Annotated in this window: 12 protein-coding genes; 8 read left to right on the top strand and 4 right to left on the bottom strand. The window is 37.0% G+C overall.

What is annotated here, in order from left to right; all coding sequences use genetic code 11:
• Nucleotides 1-182 precede the first annotated feature (182 nt).
• Together groL and Q0486_RS03445 are read right to left on the bottom strand one after the other, a co-directional pair.
• Complete coding sequence (gene groL, locus Q0486_RS03440) at nt 183-1,820, bottom strand: chaperonin GroEL (RefSeq protein WP_289090939.1); 1,638 nt, start codon at nt 1,818-1,820, stop codon at nt 183-185.
• Between the two features lie 34 nt (nt 1,821-1,854).
• Nucleotides 1,855-2,127 carry a co-chaperone GroES gene (locus Q0486_RS03445; RefSeq protein ID WP_154043459.1) on the bottom strand — a complete coding sequence of 91 codons (273 nt, stop codon included), beginning with the start codon at nt 2,125-2,127 and terminating at the stop codon, nt 1,855-1,857.
• 295 nt (nt 2,128-2,422) lie between these two features.
• Between Q0486_RS03445 and Q0486_RS03450 the strand changes: the two genes are divergently transcribed.
• The 5 genes from Q0486_RS03450 (at nt 2,423) to Q0486_RS03470 (ending at nt 8,248) form a co-directional block, all read left to right on the top strand.
• Complete coding sequence (locus Q0486_RS03450) at nt 2,423-2,788, top strand: BlaI/MecI/CopY family transcriptional regulator (protein WP_299230304.1); 366 nt, start codon at nt 2,423-2,425, stop codon at nt 2,786-2,788.
• Nucleotides 2,789-2,799: 11 nt separating this feature from the next.
• On the top strand, nt 2,800-4,395 hold the full coding sequence (locus tag Q0486_RS03455; protein WP_299230305.1) for a M56 family metallopeptidase: 1,596 nt from the start codon (nt 2,800-2,802) through the stop codon (nt 4,393-4,395).
• Nucleotides 4,396-4,421: 26 nt separating this feature from the next.
• A complete protein-coding gene (locus tag Q0486_RS03460; RefSeq protein ID WP_299230306.1) occupies nt 4,422-5,603 on the top strand; it encodes a TlpA disulfide reductase family protein in 1,182 nt (393 codons plus the stop codon).
• Nucleotides 5,604-5,844: 241 nt separating this feature from the next.
• Nucleotides 5,845-6,210: a BlaI/MecI/CopY family transcriptional regulator gene (locus Q0486_RS03465; RefSeq protein ID WP_299230307.1), complete on the top strand. Its 366-nt coding sequence runs from the start codon at nt 5,845-5,847 to the stop codon at nt 6,208-6,210.
• A gap of 25 nt (nt 6,211-6,235) precedes the next feature.
• Nucleotides 6,236-8,248 (top strand): M56 family metallopeptidase, encoded by a 2,013-nt coding sequence (locus tag Q0486_RS03470; RefSeq protein ID WP_299230308.1) that lies wholly within the window; start codon nt 6,236-6,238, stop codon nt 8,246-8,248.
• 45 nt (nt 8,249-8,293) lie between these two features.
• On the opposite strand, the gene Q0486_RS03475 is transcribed toward Q0486_RS03470, so the two are convergent.
• Together Q0486_RS03475 and Q0486_RS03480 are read right to left on the bottom strand one after the other, a co-directional pair.
• The gene (locus tag Q0486_RS03475) at nt 8,294-9,772 is read right to left on the bottom strand and encodes a sulfatase (protein ID WP_299230309.1); all 1,479 of its coding nucleotides are present in this window, start codon (nt 9,770-9,772) and stop codon (nt 8,294-8,296) included.
• 61 nt (nt 9,773-9,833) lie between these two features.
• Nucleotides 9,834-11,828 carry a polysaccharide lyase family 8 super-sandwich domain-containing protein gene (locus Q0486_RS03480; RefSeq protein WP_299230310.1) on the bottom strand — a complete coding sequence of 665 codons (1,995 nt, stop codon included), beginning with the start codon at nt 11,826-11,828 and terminating at the stop codon, nt 9,834-9,836.
• 406 nt (nt 11,829-12,234) lie between these two features.
• Here Q0486_RS03480 and Q0486_RS03485 point away from each other — a divergent pair, with 406 nt between their 5' ends.
• From Q0486_RS03485 to Q0486_RS03495, 3 genes are all read left to right on the top strand, one after another.
• Nucleotides 12,235-13,755 (top strand): arylsulfatase, encoded by a 1,521-nt coding sequence (locus tag Q0486_RS03485; RefSeq protein ID WP_299230311.1) that lies wholly within the window; start codon nt 12,235-12,237, stop codon nt 13,753-13,755.
• 151 nt (nt 13,756-13,906) lie between these two features.
• The gene (locus Q0486_RS03490; RefSeq protein WP_299230312.1) at nt 13,907-15,718 is read left to right on the top strand and encodes a heparinase II/III family protein; all 1,812 of its coding nucleotides are present in this window, start codon (nt 13,907-13,909) and stop codon (nt 15,716-15,718) included.
• Between the two features lie 33 nt (nt 15,719-15,751).
• Nucleotides 15,752-17,236 (top strand): sulfatase-like hydrolase/transferase, encoded by a 1,485-nt coding sequence (locus Q0486_RS03495; RefSeq protein WP_299230313.1) that lies wholly within the window; start codon nt 15,752-15,754, stop codon nt 17,234-17,236.
• The last annotated feature ends 38 nt before the right edge of the window (nt 17,237-17,274 follow it).

Genomic DNA, 17,274 nt, shown 5'->3' on the forward strand with positions numbered 1-17,274 from the left:
TAATAATCTAACAGACAAAAAAACTCATACTTAGACACTACTTCTTTTAATAACACGCAATACTTCTATACTACTTTTACATCGTTTAACCGATTGGATATAAAAGAATTACAAAAAACTCCTGCCGGACATCATCCGACAGGAGTCTAATATCAATATTTTATGTGATTAAAAGGGGAAGATTACATCATGCCACCCATGCCGCCCATGCCTGGAGCGCCCATTGGCATTTCAGGTTTGTCTTCTTTCTTTTCAACAATTACACATTCAGTAGTCAAGAACATACCTGCTATTGAAGCTGCATTTTCAAGAGCAACACGAGTTACTTTTGCAGGATCTACTACACCGGCAGCATGCAAGTGTTCGTAAACATCTGTACGTGCATTGTAACCGAAGTCACCTTTACCTTCACGTACTTTCTGTACCACTACAGCACCTTCCTTACCTGCGTTAGCTACAATCTGACGAAGAGGTTCCTCGATAGCACGTTTGATGATTTCGATACCGGTTGTTTCGTCAGCGTTGTCACCCTTCAAGCCTTCCAATGCATCGATTGCACGGATGTAAGTTACACCACCTCCAGGTACGATACCTTCTTCGATAGCGGCACGAGTTGCGCACAAAGCATCGTCAACACGGTCTTTCTTTTCCTTCATTTCAACTTCGCTTGCAGCACCTACATAAAGAACTGCTACGCCACCTGACAATTTGGCAAGACGTTCCTGAAGTTTTTCTTTGTCATAGTCAGAAGTAGAGTTCTTCATCTCAGCTTTGATCTGATTGATACGTTCCTGGATGAGTTCTTTCTGACCAGCACCGTTTACGATAGTAGTATTTTCCTTAGAAACAGTAACCTTATCACAAGTACCAAGCATTTCGAGAGTAGCCTGTTCAAGTTTCAAACCTTTTTCTTCGCTGATAACCACACCGCCAGTCAATACTGCGATATCTTCAAGCATAGCCTTACGACGATCACCGAAGCCCGGAGCCTTAACAGCACAAATCTTCAACTGTCCGCGCAGACGGTTAACTACAAGTGTAGTCAATGCTTCGCTGTCAACATCTTCTGCTATAACCAACAAAGGACGTCCGCTCTGTACTGCCGGTTCAAGAATAGGCAAGAAATCTTTCAAGTTAGAAATCTTCTTGTCATAGATAAGAATGTATGGGTGTTCCATTACACATTCCATCTTTTCTGTATCTGTTACAAAGTAAGCTGACAAGTAACCACGGTCGAACTGCATACCTTCTACTACACCTATTGTAGTGTCAGTACCTTTAGCTTCTTCAATAGTGATAACACCGTCTTTTGAAACCTTGCGCATAGCATCTGCAATAAGCTTACCGATAACAGGGTCGTTGTTTGCAGAGATAGTAGCAACTTGTTCAATCTTATCGTAGTTGTCACCTACAGTTTCAGCCTGTGACTTGATAGATTCTACAACTTTAGCAACAGCCTTGTCGATACCACGTTTCAAGTCCATTGGGTTGGCACCTGCTGTAACATTCTTCAAACCTACACCTACGATAGCCTGAGCCAATACAGTTGCAGTAGTAGTACCGTCACCTGCATCATCACCAGTCTTTGAAGCTACAGATTTTACAAGCTGCGCACCTGTATTCTGGAATGCGTCAGCCAATTCTATTTCTTTAGCTACAGTCACACCATCTTTAGTGATGTGAGGAGCACCGAATTTCTTTTCTATAATAACGTTACGTCCTTTAGGACCAAGTGTTACTTTTACTGCGTTAGCAAGTTCGTCTACACCTTTTTTCAACTGATCGCGAGCATCAATGTTGAAGAGAATATCTTTTGCCATAATTTTCTAAACTTTAAAATGTTGATTATATTTATTATTCCACAACAGCGAGTACGTCACTCTGGCGCATCATCAAGTATTTTACACCTTCGTGTTCGATTTCAGTACCAGAATATTTTCCATACAAAACAGTATCATTAACTTTCAATACCATTTCTTCGTCTTTAGTACCGTTGCCTACTGCAATTACTTTACCCTGTAATGGTTTTTCTTTTGCTGTATCAGGAATGATGATACCGCCGATAGTTTTTTCTTCTGCAGGAGCAGGAAGAATCAGAACTCTGTCTGCTAATGGTTTAATAGTCATAATAGTATATTTTTTATTGTTATTTCTCTGTTTATCTAATGTTTTGTCTTTAATAAGACACAATCCTCAATACGAAAAGCGTGCCAAATAACAATTCTGTCATATTGGCATATTATTCCTTTATAATGTATACATAATACTGACATATAATCAGCCGTGACACATATTTCACAACGTATAATTGATTACAAGCATAAACTACTAAAAGATTTAGTAGAATTACTAATACTTTTAGTAGTTTATAAAATATATTTTTTATATTTGCAAAAACGACAATTTAAAATGTTTCGCAGATATGAAAAAACTGACATTGAAAGAAGAAGAAATAATGGACATTCTTTGGGATAACGGCCCAATGTTCATACGTGAAATGCTGGCATTCTATAAAGAACCCAAACCTCATTATAATACTGTAGCTACATTGGTAAAGCTACTTGTTGAAAAAGGGTTTGTATGTTACAGACCTCTTGGAAATACATATCAATACGAGGCTAAAATAACCAGAAAGCAATATCATGGTTCTGCATTGAGCGATATTATATCACAGTATTACGACAACTCTTATACCAAGGTGGTTTCGCAGTTCATCGAAGATCAGAAAATGGATCTAGAAGAGCTTAAGAAACTAATATCAGAAATAGAGAATAACCGTAAACAATAAAGAACGATTATATGATAACCTTATTATTCTATATATTGAAAAGCAGTTTTTGTCTGTTATTACTTTATATATTCTACAAACTGTTTTTATCTTCCACTACACATTTCCGGTTTAACCGTTATGTCATAATTACCGGAACTGTGGCGTGTATGTTTCTTCCGTTTGTTTCACTGGAAATAGAAAAAGACATTTCAGCACCGGTTTCTTTCTATGTACTTGAAGAAATGGCAACATCTGTAAATAGCCAGGATTTTACAGAGATAAAAAATAATGCTTCCGAAATCCAGATACCAACTATTTCCGGTACTATTATCGACATTCTTACTATAGTATATCTGGCAGGTACTATGATTATGCTATTATCATTGGTCACAAGCTATATAAGGGTGATGAATGTAATAAAAGGAATGGACTGTATGGAGCGTAACGGAGTGAAATGGATGCTGACAAGAAAAAATATACGCCCTTTCAGTTTATGGAATCATATCATAGTATCTTATGATGATTACAATAAATACTCCCCGATATGTGTTCATGAGACGATACATGTAGCTAAAAAGCATTTCTATGATGACTTACTTCTACAGATAGTGTTGGTATTCCATTGGTTCAATCCTTCAGTATGGCTGTTAAAGAAGGAATTGAAGACCATACATGAATACCAGGCAGACGAAGGAGTATTAAACAGTGGCATTGATGCAACTAAATATCAATTATTACTCGTAGAGAAAGCTGTGGGTTCAAGGCTCTACTCAATGGCTCACGGATTCTCTAATAATTCACTTAAAAAACGTATTTCTATGATGTTGAAAAAGAAAGACAGCAAGTGGGCACGGCTTAGGATTTTGCCGGCAGTCCCTATCGTGGCAGGAGTTCTGTATGTTTTTGCTACTCCTGAAGTAAAAAGTCTGAGCAATTATGACCCGACTAATGTTAAGGATTCCGTACGGATAGATTATTCGGACAATCTGTTATCGGAAATCAACTCTAATGGTGATAAAATAGTGGTTGATCTCTATGTGAACAAAAGTAATGAGTATTTGATTAACATGGAAACTTTCTTTAAAGAAATAGACGAGAATACCACTACCATGATTAAGGATATACTGGTCGGAAAATTTACAGAAGAATATAATAGGAAAAAAGAAGATTGCCGCCCGGTAGTTATATGTATAAAGGCTGACAGAAAAACCAGAATGGAAGCCATAAATGAAATAAAAAGAAATATAAGAAGCGCATATAGACTGGCAAATACGGAGCTTAAAATAGAGTATCCGAGTGATGTGGTAGATAAATGTATGCAACCAAGGTTGTTTTATACTTATCCCAAAGTAGGCCCGAATAATCCTCCCCAAACGACCAGTGATGAAACTGTACTAAACGGATATAAAGTAAGATTCTTAATTGAAACCAGTGAAGTTTTGAGTCTGAGCGATTTCTCTATCTCCGGCTTGAAGAAAGCGATAAGTTCTGTTTTGGAATCATACGATATCCAGAAACTGACGGTTTCGTTGAAATGTCCTTCCGACGCTTCCGAAGGCACGGTATATGATTTAAAACAAGTTCTGAGAAATGCCAGTTTACTGAAACTGAATCTGGAACATTGATTATAACACAGTAAAACGGGATGAATATGAAAACAATACTATTCTCTGTTATATTATTGCTTGCTTCCTGTACTCCAAAGCACAATGAAGTAAGAATCGAAGGTCAGCTCAAAGATGTAGATGACGGAATGGTCATACAACTGTTTTCAAATGAAGGAGGTGTGGGAAAATGCCTGATGTATGATACCATTATTGACGGAAAATTCAAATTTGTATATACTCCTGAGGATGACAAATTGAGAAATGTAATGATAGTATTACGCTCGGATAATTTTCCTTCCATGCCTCTCGATTTATGGGTTAAGAAAGGGTGTGATGTCAGTATCACAGGAAAAGACCGTTATATTTTCACATGGGATGTAGAAAGCAATTTAGATGAACAGAAATTCCGGCAGAAACTTATTAGAGCTTCCTTGAACGAATGGAAAGAAGTCCAGCGTCTGTCCATAGAAACAAATAAATACTACAGAGCTTATGCTATGGAAAGAAATCAAAGGATGAAGGCCATAGCAGACAGTTTGAATAAAATGAGGGATGATATACAATTTAATATCATATATAAGAGGATTGCAAAAATAATGCTGGACTCCGACATCAATGCAGCCTGGCTGAAGGAACTTGAAGGTCTTGCACGAATGTTGAGTTACGAAAAAGATATTCCCATAAGAGAAGAATTGCGAAAGCTTTATGATATGCTTGACCAAGAACAGAAGAATTCTGATATCGGAAATACTGTTTATTTAGCCTTGAATCCACCGACTGTTGCAGCGAAAGGTGATGACGCTCCTGATAGCGACATATATGATCTGGAAGGAAATATTCACCACATATCCGATTTTAGAGGCAAGTTTGTATTGCTTGACTTCTGGAGCGACGGATGTGGCCCATGTATCATGGCACAGCCTGAGCTGAAGGCTGTAAGCGAAGAATATAAGGATAACCTTGAAGTAGTAAGTCTTAACTTGCAGGACAAGAAAGGCTGGAAAAAAGTTTCAGAAAAATATCCTATAACCTGGCATAACTGGAGCGACCTGAAAGGTTTTAATGGTTTGGGGGCTGTTTATGGTGTAAGAGGCATTCCCCATTTCGTTATGATTTCTCCCGAAGGAAAAGTTCTGGACAGCTGGTCGGGATATAGTACAAATTATCTGAAATCAAAGGTTAAAGCTATAATCAGGACCAAGCATCCCAACTCCGCAATCCAATAAATTCAAGACAAGAAAAGCTCGAAAAAAAACGTGACCAAGTTTCGGTTAAAACGTGACCAAGTTTTAATTGAAACTTGGTCACGTTTTAATTACGATTTGGAGAAAGGAAAGTCCATAAAGAATAAACCTATAATAAAAATCTAATAATCAACAGATTAAACATATTTAACTATATTATTTAGTTAGGTAACTATATTTTTTAGTTACTTTGTAACAAACAAAAAAATACAGAGTAAGCCTTATGAAAAAACTGACATCAAAAGAAGAGGAAATTATGGATTTTTTTTGGGAAAAAGGTCCATTATTTGTGAAAGAACTTCTTTCATTTTACGAAGAGCCTAAGCCGCATATCAACACACTGTCGACAATAGTCCGCGGATTGGAAGAGAAAGGCTATATAGGACACAAAGCATACGGAAATACATTTCAGTATTATGCCACAGTTAGCCGGGATGATTTCAGTACGAAAACGTTGAAAAGTGTAATAAGCAAGTATTTCAATAATTCCTACCTTAATGTAGTTTCATCCTTAGTTAAAGAAGAAGACATATCCATAGATGAGCTGAAAGAACTTATAAAGAAAGTTGAAGAAGAGAACAGAAAATAAGTAATGCTAGAAAAGGTTTAATAATATGGGAACACTACTTATATATATACTGAAATCGGCCGTCTGTCTGGCAATATTCTATTTGTTCTACAAACTGCTGATGAGCCGCGAAACATTTCATCGCTTCAATCGGTTCTCGCTGCTTGGCCTGATGATTATATGCTCCATAATACCTTTCGCCAAGATAAGCATGGAGGAGCAACCCGTTGAAACAGTTCAGGTTGAAATGTCAATGGATGAATCACTTATTATGCCTGTCATAACAGATACGGATATAGTAACAACAACCCACAATACTTCCACAATGGAACATATCACCATATTTGCAGCAATCATTTACATCACCGGAATACTCTTCTTTGCCGTAAAAGAGATTTTACAGTTCAGAAAAGTATTGAAAATCAGCCGCAAAGGTAAAGAAGAAGACATCAACCTATATGTAAAAGATAATACTGGGAACATCAAACTGATAGTGACAGACGAAAAAGTCTCACCTTTCAGCTGGATGAACCGAATAGTAATATCGCGTACCGACCTGGAAGAAAACGGCAGAGAGATACTATGTCATGAAATAGCACATATCTCCAATCATCATTCTATCGACCTTATTCTGGCAGATATATGCATACTTCTGCAATGGTTTAACCCGGCATCATGGCTTATCAAATCGGAACTTCAGAACGTACATGAATTCGAAGCCGATGAAACTGTAATAAAAAACGGGATAGACGCAAAGAATTATCAACTATTATTAATAAAAAAAGCTGTCGGCTCAAGGCTCTACTCAATCGCCAACAGCTTTAATCACAGTAAACTTAAAAAACGTATCACTATGATGATGAAAAAGAAATCCAGCCCATGGGCTCGTGCGAAGTATCTCTACGTACTTCCACTGGCAGCTGTAACAGTTGCCGCCTTTGCCCATCCTGAAATCTCAAAATTAACTGACGAGATTTCAAATGTCAAAGTTAATGATTTTTCGGCAATTACGGAAAATCATGAGGTAGAAAACGTAAACTCCGTATCGGAAAAGTCTGTAATAGTTGAAGGAACTATTATAGACGATGCCACAGGACAACCTATAATTGGAGCTAGCATAATTATACAGAATACCAATAACGGTACCATAACCGACCTGGACGGCAAGTTCAAGATAGAAACAAATCCAAAGTCTGTACTTGTTTTCTCATACATCGGAAAAGAAACATATTCTGTAACTGTAACAGAAGAGAACATAAAATCAATGAAAAAGAGCCCGATAAGGCTGAAAGATGATGTTCAGGAAACGGATGAAATTGTGGTAGTCGGCTATGGAACCCAAAAGGAAATACCACAAACCTCAACATCTTCAAAAGACGAAAATACCTTCTTTATAGTGGAACAGATGCCTGAATATCCAGGAGGAATGTCTGAACTGATGAAATACGTTGCACGGAACATCAAATACCCGGCTGATGCCTTGAGGGAGAAAAAACAAGGAAGAGTTATTGTACAGTTCATAGTAGGAAAAGACGGATATACCTCCGACTTCAAAGTGATGAAAAGCGTGTCTCCATCGCTTGATGCAGAAGCTATAAGGGTACTGGCCAACATGCCTAAATGGACACCCGGAATGCAAAGAGGAAAGACAGTAGCTGTAAAATATACAGTACCTGTGACTTTCAAACTCAACAATCTGGATAAAGACGAACCAAAAGCCACTGCAAGCTCTCCCACTATACCCGGAGTCGTAAGGTTCAACAAGTCACTGGAAAACGTTCTGATTGTTATAGACGATAAAGTGGCATCACAGAAAGAATTCAGTGCCTTAAACCCTCAAAAAATTGAAAGTATAGAAGTCATAAGCGAACAGAATAAGACACAGGCGATTTTCCAGAAGTTCGGTGTATTCGACAAGAAGGAAGGAGTAATAATAATTAAGACGAAAGAATGGAGAGAGAATCCTACACTAACCATCAGTGCCGACAAGTTGGACGGTAAGACTGCAAACGTTATAAAAGAAAAGCTTCGAATTCATTCTGAGAATATCAGTAAATAAGAATTATCTAGTAAAGAACAGAAATAGAGGATGTATTCCATTCCTCTATTTCCTTAAAATAAGACTTTTAAGATTGGCATGCAATTCGAGTATGTCCGTATTCTCGTCAACAACATTTTTCTTTTCAATACAATCATCGTCATAACGGTACAATTCGGTGAAGATATTACCATTCTTATTGTAAACAGATATACGATAATCTGAAGTACGTAAACTTACACCATCATTGAAATAACTATAAGACTGATCAGGCCAATTTCTATCATCAGGATTATTCAATAGGGTTGCAAAACTTTTACCGTCAAGTCCGGAAGGTTTCTGGACTCCACACAAATCCATTAGTGTGGGATAGATATCCACGGAACTGATTATTCTTCTATTTTTGACGCCTTTCTTGCAATTGGGAGATTTTACTATGAGACAACTATTCAACGATTTCTCAAACAAAGTATGTTTACCCCATATACGTAGGTCACCCAAATGCCAACCATGATCACCCCACAAAACTACAATAGTATTATCTGAAAGACCATATTCATCAAGCGCGTTCAGCAATTCTCCTATCTGGTCATCAATATAACTGATACAGGCAAAATAGGCATGGCGGAGTTTACGCGCATAGTCATCAGATACATTCTTTTTTAGACTTACTTTCTCATCACCAAGCAAATAACCGTTAAACTCACCACTACCGTGTAAGGTGGACAGATTACAACCTTCGGGGATATCCTTCATGGGGGAAAGCGGTAAAGAAGATTCATCATAAAGATCCCAATATTTTTTGGGGGCGACAAATGGCAAATGAGGCTTGAAATATCCTACCGCCAAACAGAACGGCTGTTTTCTCTCTGACAATTCCTTGATTTTATCAACGGCAAGTCTGGTGGTATGACCGTCTGGTAATTCGATACCTTCCACATGGGCGCATTCATAAGGTTTAACCTTTTTCTTCATACCCTGACGGTTGGTGCCATCGGAATATCCGAAAAAAGCATTCCAACCACTCCCCCATTTACCGGAATCAAAACATAACTCATCCCAGCTATAAGGTAACTCTTTGATATCAGAACGCTGATCCTCATAGCCATAAACATATCCGTCTGATGAATGGCTGATCTTGCCTATACCTACTGTATAATAACCATTTCTGCGAAGATGATGAAACATGGTCTCAGGAGTCTCTACTTCAGGCTTATTAGAAATATTTTCGTAGCATGCCTCATTACGCAAATCGGATTTTCGTTTTGGTAAATGTCCGGTAAGCATACTGGCCCTGGAAGCGCCACTGGTCGGCACTTGAGCATAGTGATTGAAAAACAGACTGCCTTCGCTGGCAAGTTTATCAATATTGGGACTATTTACTACAGAACCATAACATCCAAGTTCTTTACGTAAATCATCAACACAGATAAACAATATATTGGGCCTATCTGATTTATTCTTTTCTGTCTTTGAAGAGCAGGACAAAAAAGATAAGGTTGAAACAGAAAGCAATAAATACTTTGATCCTAAAATTGTTCTCATAATATCTTATAATATAAAATCAACATAAAACCGTGTAATAATATTACACTAAGGCTTATTATTAAAAGAGTTTTATCATCACACTACTTCCAGCTTTATCTCCTTGAGGGAGTATAATATCAGACTCAAAATCTGTATTTGCTCCATGTAACCGTATATGGATTTTTTTTGTTGGAACAGATTCACACATCGGATTGGAAATATGTATTCTCCGTTTACTTTCGTTCCATACAATTGCACATGGAGAATCTGTAACAATTTCTACTCCATTATTTAATCTCAAAGTTCCAGGCCGATAAAAAATTATCTGAGTAATTTTAAGAGAATTATGACGTACAGCCTGTACATTTTCATTATTTGACAACACTGTTATCGGTATATTCTCTGCATATTTCATTATATCTGAAGTACTTTCAATATCAGGATATACAATATAAGCATATTTGCCATTTTTAGGCTGTACTCCATGGTCTATGTTTATACTAATAGTTGATTCAGGGCTATTTTCAACATGAATACTCGCATATTCGTCCAGATTTAAATAAGCTATTTTATTATGATAAATCCATTGTGGACTTACAGTAATCTTTTGTTCATTTAATGATAAGACTTCATTATCTATACAATATAATACTTCACCATGTCTGTTACACTGATTTATCGTTGTGAATACATTTCCTGTTCCTTGGTTACATCTGATTCCACATCCCAAAGCCACGAACTCACGATCGAAATAAAACCAAGCTTTATTTGCCTGCAATCCTCTACGATCCAAGTTCATTGCACACGTTCCGTATATGCTGTCACTTGCTCCCCCAGCAAAAGCAGAGGCATTACCTCCTCCTTCTCCCCATACAGGAATTGGTAGAGGCTTTGTATCTTGTTCTGAAGTAATTCCAGGATACTGCCTATTATTGAAAACTTTAAAAAAGTTTCCATTATATTCGTTACCTTCTACAAAGATATAGTTTACTCCATTAGAAGAATAATAATTAAAATTCCCTTCCCCATTACCGGCTTCATTACCAACGGTACGAGTTGAAGTCATGCGGGTAGTAGCCATATAGTTCTTCCTTCTATTAATCATATAGTCAAATCGCCAGAACATACGATTACCCTCGAGCTCATTATTCCCTGAAATATGCTTGGCAGCCAATTGACCTGCTTTCTGTTCAGTGGGAGGACATAGTTTATAAACTCTTTCAGCTAATGATTGGATTTCTTCAGAATATTTTTCACTACTAATAAATCTTCCAGCATTATTTGGATCGTACTGTTTATTAAAGAATATCCATTGTACACCATCAGTAAAAAGTCGTTGAATCAAATTCACCCCTGCTGGTGTTTGAAATTTTGTATCCTTACAAAATTCCATGTATGATAACGTAGATTTCACAAACTCTTTTCCATAATTCGTAAAATATAGTTGTCGTCCGTGTCCACTATGTTGTGAAAACAGATAATCAGACTGTATACCGTCTCGGTGCTCAATGGTCAACAGTTTAGTCATTTTCGTATTAAACTCTTGCATTTGAGCTTCGTTTCTTGTTAATATACTAGCAGCAAAAGCTCCCATAATTATGTCAGCACCATTTGCACCCGTCATTAGAGAAGGACGTGCGTTCATATATCCCCACCGTAAATATTCTATCGTATTATCAAATAAGTCCTGTTCTTTCTTTATTTCTTCTGACATCAACACTACACTTCTCGACAATTCATTGGGATACGGAATAAACCGGAACCACCAGTTTTTTGCTTGATGATTTGTGATAATCCAAAACCTAAGCGATTTCAGAAAAGCTTGTCTTAACTCTTCATTTTTATAATATTTGTTTTGTGGTTGTTGATAAGCACAAGCCAACTCTGTCAATAACTGTACGTGTTTTCTTGGGCTTCCATTTGAAGCCTTATAATCAATTCCCGATATAGCGCCATTGGGCAAAATAGTATTCAATATTTCTTCAATCTGCTCCGAAGACGGTGTACTACATTTTAAGTATCGTTCATACATTCGTTCATAGATGGTATCAAAATCATCCGCCCACATTGGCATAGCAGATAGAACAGTAAAAATTAGTAATAGACAAATTCGTTTTATGGTTTTCATATTCATAGATTAAATTTATTACACGCAAATATAGTTAGTTTTTAGTTACGTTTGATACATTGTTTTTGTCTTTTTATCGCTTCAAGAAAATAATAGTCAGCATAATTAATAGGGAGATCAACTTCAGCATAATCTAAATATACATTTCTTTATTATATATGTTATCTTAAAATAACATATTATATATCAAAATATTAGGAATGATGTACGAAAAGAAAACATATTCATTATATTTGTAGCATATGGGGATGATTATACTACTATTTCTCAAATAATTAGTAAACCTAATCATATATACTCCTTTTTAAGGAAAAAGACTTAAGAAATTACTATAAAAACAAATACTAATAATATGAAAAAGCTTCTATTTTATTCGGGGATTATAACAGTCCTAACTGCATGTTCAGAACAAAAGCATCCAAACATTGTGTTCATTCTTACCGATGATATGGGCTACGGCGACATATCATTTTTAGGAGGTGATTCATGCCGACTTTCAACTCCCAATTTAGACCGTATGGCCCAAGAGGGAGCTGTATTTACAGACGCACACTCCAGTTCTTCCGTCAGTACACCTACCCGATACGGTATCCTTACAGGTCGCTATAATTGGCGTTCAACTCTTAAACAAGGAGTATTAAGCGGTTATTCAAAAGCATTGATCTCACAGGATAGAGAAACCATGGCCTCAATGCTTAAAAAACAGGGATACACCACTGCAGGTATTGGTAAATGGCATCTTGGCTGGGACTGGAACAACATAGATGCAGGAAAAAACAACATAGATTTCAGCAAACCTGTAACAAACGGTCCTACAACCAGAGGCTTCGATTATTTCTTCGGATTCTGTGGTTCGCTGGATATGCCTCCATATATATACATTGAAAACGACAAACCTACCAGCGTACCAAATCGCGAGACAGTCAATGATGGTAAATACAGTTGGTGGCGTAAAGGTCCAACCGGTTCAGATTTCATACATGAAGAGGTTCTACCCAATATTATAGATCGTGCGTGTAAATACATAAGAGAAAAATCATCTTCTTCTCAACCTTATTTTTTGTATCTACCACTTCCTGCTCCTCACACTCCAATACTACCATTGGAAAAATATCGTGACAAATCCGGTCTCGGAGAATACGGTGACTTTGTACTGATGGTTGACGATATGGTAGGAAAAGTTCTTAGTGCAGTAAAACAATCGGGTGAAGAGAATAATACAATTGTTGTTTTCACTACAGATAATGGTTGTAGTCCGGCAGCAGGAATCAATGAATTGCAAAAACAAGGGCATGCTCCAAACGGAATTTTCCGTGGTCATAAGGCGGATTTATTCGACGGCGGACACCGTGTACCCTGTATTGTTCGTTGGCCTAATCGTGTTAAACCTCATCTGATTAAACAAACTGTCTGCTTAACAGACTTTTATGCAACTTTTGCAGATATATGTGATTATAGCCTATCCTCTACAGAAGGAGAAGACAGTTACAGTTTACTACCTGCACTAGAATCAGAGAAAGAGATCTCTCCTATCAGAGAAGCAACAGTCCATCATTCAATAGCCGGACAGTTTACTATTAGAAAAGGTAAATGGAAACTATTACTTTCTCCAAGTTCCGGTGGATGGAGTTTTCCAAAGCCTGGTCGTGATGAGGAGGTGATTGCAACTCTTCCAGCTGTTCAATTGTATGACATGGAAACAGACCCACGAGAAACAACCAATCTGCAAGCTGAACATCCGGAAATAGTAAAAACATTACGTAATCTTTTAAAGCAATATATCATAAAAGGGCGCAGTACACCAGGGGAACCACAAAAGAACGATGAACCAGAAATGTGGAAGCAGATAGATTGGATAAATAATTATCAATAATATATTTATAAACTCATATTAAAAAGACATTATGTATAATTTATTTTTTACTGTAATTGCATTTTTATTAATGCCCACATGTTTGTTTGCAAAGACAGAACAAACAAATATTTTATCTTCAATATGTACTTCAGATTTTCTAAAAAAGAACTTGGCAGCCCCCATGGAGTTCACTCCTGTTCCACTATATGGTGATTCATATTGGTCTGACTCCATACCTGAAGCTATGCGTAACAGTTATATAACTGAAGCCGAGAAATATAAAGGGACTCCATGGGAATCTGTTAATATATTTCTATTTTCTGAGTTCCAAAGGAATGGAAATAGGACCAATTACCAAGAATTCAGTTTTACAAAGAGGAAAAAACTGGCCACACTAGCATTAGGTGAAATTATGGAAGGAAAAGGCCGTTTCTTACCTGACATATTTAATGGTCTATTTTCCATTTGTGAAGAGACTTGGTGGGGAATACCAGCTCACTACGGCTCTGCTATTCCAACTAAGACAAAACAAACATTGGATCTTTTCAACGCTCAGACAGGTGGCCTGATGGCTTGGACATACTACATGTTTAAAGAACCTATCAAGAAATTTTCTCCACTACTGGAAAAGAGAATTTTAGAGGAAATCTCTAAAAGAATACTTGATGAGGCGATAAATAAAAAAGAATGGTGGAGAGGTGCTGCAATGAACTGGAATCCTTGGATTTGTTCAAATTGGTTGTCATGTATTCTATTGGCAGAGCCTAACAGGGAGAAACAGATTGAGTCTTTACAACTTGTACTAACTTCTCTTGACAGTTTCATTGACAAATATCCTCAAGATGGTGGTTGTAATGAAGGTCCTCATTATTGGGATAGAGCAGCAGGTTCACTACTTGACTGTTTAACTCTTTTAAAGAAAGCTACAAATGGAATGATTGACATATCATCTGTTGATAAAATCCAATCTATGGGAGCATATTTTTGTAAAATGAACATAGGTAATGGCTTTTTTGTTAATTTTGCGGACTCTAGTCCAATACTATCTCCTCATGTAGATTGGTTTCCTTCTGCCCTTTACCTTAAAAACCAGGAATTGATGAGCCTCTCTGCAAATACAGCAGCTAGTCTGAATTACTTCACTAACCCGTCATTTGTTTTTACTCGTGATAATTTTGGTTCTATCAGCAGAGAGCTTTCTTTACTAACTGTTTTAAAAGATTTAAAACAAATTGAACCTGTAGATGTACTATTCAACGACGCATGGTTACCTAATATTGAGGTACTGACAGCCCGTTCGATCCCTAATTCAACTTCCGGTCTGTTTTTGGCAACTAAAGGAGGACATAATGCAGAAAGTCATAACCACAACGATGTAGGCAGTTTTATCGTTTATGCAGATGGACTACCTTTATTTATTGATCCTGGAACTGAAACATACAGAAAAGAAACATTTAATGATGCCACCAGATACAAAATATGGTGTATGCAGTCCGGATATCATAATCTACCAATAATTAATGGAATTGAACAAAAAAATGGAAAACGCTATGCTTCATACAATGTAAAGACCACTATAAAGAAAACACAGGTAATGTTCTCATTGGAGCTTGCTCAAGCATATCCACAAGAAGCTAATGTAAAATCTTGGAAAAGAGAAATATTGTTCAAAAGAAATAAAGAAATTACAATAACCGAAAATTATCAATTGAAAGAATTTAAAAATCCTGCTGAAATAATCCTTATGACCCCAGTACGTCCGGATATTTCAGATAAAAAAATCATATTCGATATGGGAAGTTCTAAATATGCCTTGTATTTTGATAATAATGATTTGAACCCTTCTTATGAGAAATTTGAATTGAAAGACGAAAAATTAAAACAGACATGGGGTAAACAGTTATATAGAATCAAATTACGTATACTTTCAGAAGATGTTACGGGCAAAATACGATATGTAATAAAAAAATATAATAGCTAAGTACAGTTAGTTCAACCATTTATACAGATCTCTATGAAATTAAAATATACTTTAGGTTTATGTGGAATTATACCATTATCCTCATTGGGACTTCATGCTGAAGAAAGGCCCAATATTCTATTCATATTCGCCGACGATATGACATATAATTGTATGGGTAATATTGGGCAGGACAAATTATACACTCCCAATTTAGACGAACTACGTAAAAATGGAATGTATTTTACACATGCTTTCAATCAGGGGGGATGGAATGGAGCTATTTCAGTGGCAAGCCGTTCAATGCTGGTTACAGGCCGATATCTTTGGAAAGCCAAACAAGTGGTTTCCAACAAGGAAAATGTAAATAATGTAGATATATCTAGCCCTTTGTTTTGGCCGCAATACATGAAACAAGCAGGATATACAACTTATATGACAGGTAAATGGCATGTCTCAGTAGATGCCAAAAAGGTATTCGATGTGACTAATCATATACGTGGAGGAATGCCACGGCAAACCCCTGCCGGTTATGCAGCTTCAGAGAAGAATCCTCAAGGTAGAAAATTTATAGAAGGACAAGATGACAACTGGCAACCTTATAAAGAAGAATATGGCGGTTATTGGGAAGGTGGTAAACACTGGAGCGAAGTAGTAGGTGACGATGCTGTCAGCTATATTCGCAAAGCAAAGAAAAAGAATGAGCCATTTTTCATGTACATTGCTTTCAATGCCCCACATGATCCACGCCAGTCACCCAAGCGTTTTGTAGACATGTACCCGCTGGAAAATATTAGCATTCCCAAAAATTTCCAGCCAATTTATCCTTATTATCGTGAAATAGGTTGTGGCGAAGGTTTGCGTGACGAACAGCTAGCACCTTTTCCACGTACAGAATACTCTGTAAAGATTAATCGTCAGGAATATTATGCCATTATCTCACACATGGATGAACAGATTGGCCGTATACTGGATGAACTTAAAAAGTCTGGTAAATATGACAACACATATATCATCTTTTCTGCCGATCACGGATTGGCTGTTGGCGACCACGGAATGATTGGTAAGCAGAACATGTACGATGCAAGTATGAGAGTTCCACTGATTATCTGTGGTCCCGGAGTAAAGAAGGGACAATGTGAGAGTTTGGTTTATCTGCAGGATGCAATGGCAACAGCGATGGACATAGCAGATAGTGAACACATGAACGACGTAGATTTCAAATCCCTTCTTCCTTTGGTCAAAAAAGAGCAAAATGCAGAAAAAAAATGCGCTGAAGAAGCGGTCTACGGTGCTTATATCAATCTGCAACGTATGGTCCGTACTGAACGTTACAAACTAATACTTTATCTTAAAAACAATGTAGTAAGACTATACGATATAAAGAAAGACCCTTTGGAAATGAACGATCTGGCAAGACTGCCTAAATATAGAAGTATTGCAGATGATTTATTCAGCATTCTTCTTGAAAAGCAAAAAGAAACAGGTGATAATCAGAATGTCAGTACATGCTTCAAAACGTTTTTTTCTGAACAATAGTTTTATCAACAGACATAAAAATAATTAAGAATATGTGT

The organism is uncultured Bacteroides sp., from assembly GCF_937912035.1.
GTDB lineage: Bacteria > Bacteroidota > Bacteroidia > Bacteroidales > Bacteroidaceae > Phocaeicola.

Bases quoted from the DNA above. Each gene is read 5' to 3' on its own strand.
- groL (WP_289090939.1), bottom strand. From the start codon at position 1,820: ATGGCAAAAGATATTCTCTTCAACATTGATGCTCGCGATCAGTTGAAA.
- Q0486_RS03445 (WP_154043459.1), bottom strand. From the start codon at position 2,127: ATGACTATTAAACCATTAGCAGACAGAGTTCTGATTCTTCCTGCTCCT.
- Q0486_RS03450 (WP_299230304.1), top strand. From the start codon at position 2,423: ATGAAAAAACTGACATTGAAAGAAGAAGAAATAATGGACATTCTTTGG.
- Q0486_RS03455 (WP_299230305.1), top strand. From the start codon at position 2,800: ATGATAACCTTATTATTCTATATATTGAAAAGCAGTTTTTGTCTGTTA.
- Q0486_RS03460 (WP_299230306.1), top strand. From the start codon at position 4,422: ATGAAAACAATACTATTCTCTGTTATATTATTGCTTGCTTCCTGTACT.
- Q0486_RS03465 (WP_299230307.1), top strand. From the start codon at position 5,845: ATGAAAAAACTGACATCAAAAGAAGAGGAAATTATGGATTTTTTTTGG.
- Q0486_RS03470 (WP_299230308.1), top strand. From the start codon at position 6,236: ATGGGAACACTACTTATATATATACTGAAATCGGCCGTCTGTCTGGCA.
- Q0486_RS03475 (WP_299230309.1), bottom strand. From the start codon at position 9,772: ATGAGAACAATTTTAGGATCAAAGTATTTATTGCTTTCTGTTTCAACC.
- Q0486_RS03480 (WP_299230310.1), bottom strand. From the start codon at position 11,828: ATGCCAATGTGGGCGGATGATTTTGATACCATCTATGAACGAATGTAT.
- Q0486_RS03485 (WP_299230311.1), top strand. From the start codon at position 12,235: ATGAAAAAGCTTCTATTTTATTCGGGGATTATAACAGTCCTAACTGCA.
- Q0486_RS03495 (WP_299230313.1), top strand. From the start codon at position 15,752: ATGAAATTAAAATATACTTTAGGTTTATGTGGAATTATACCATTATCC.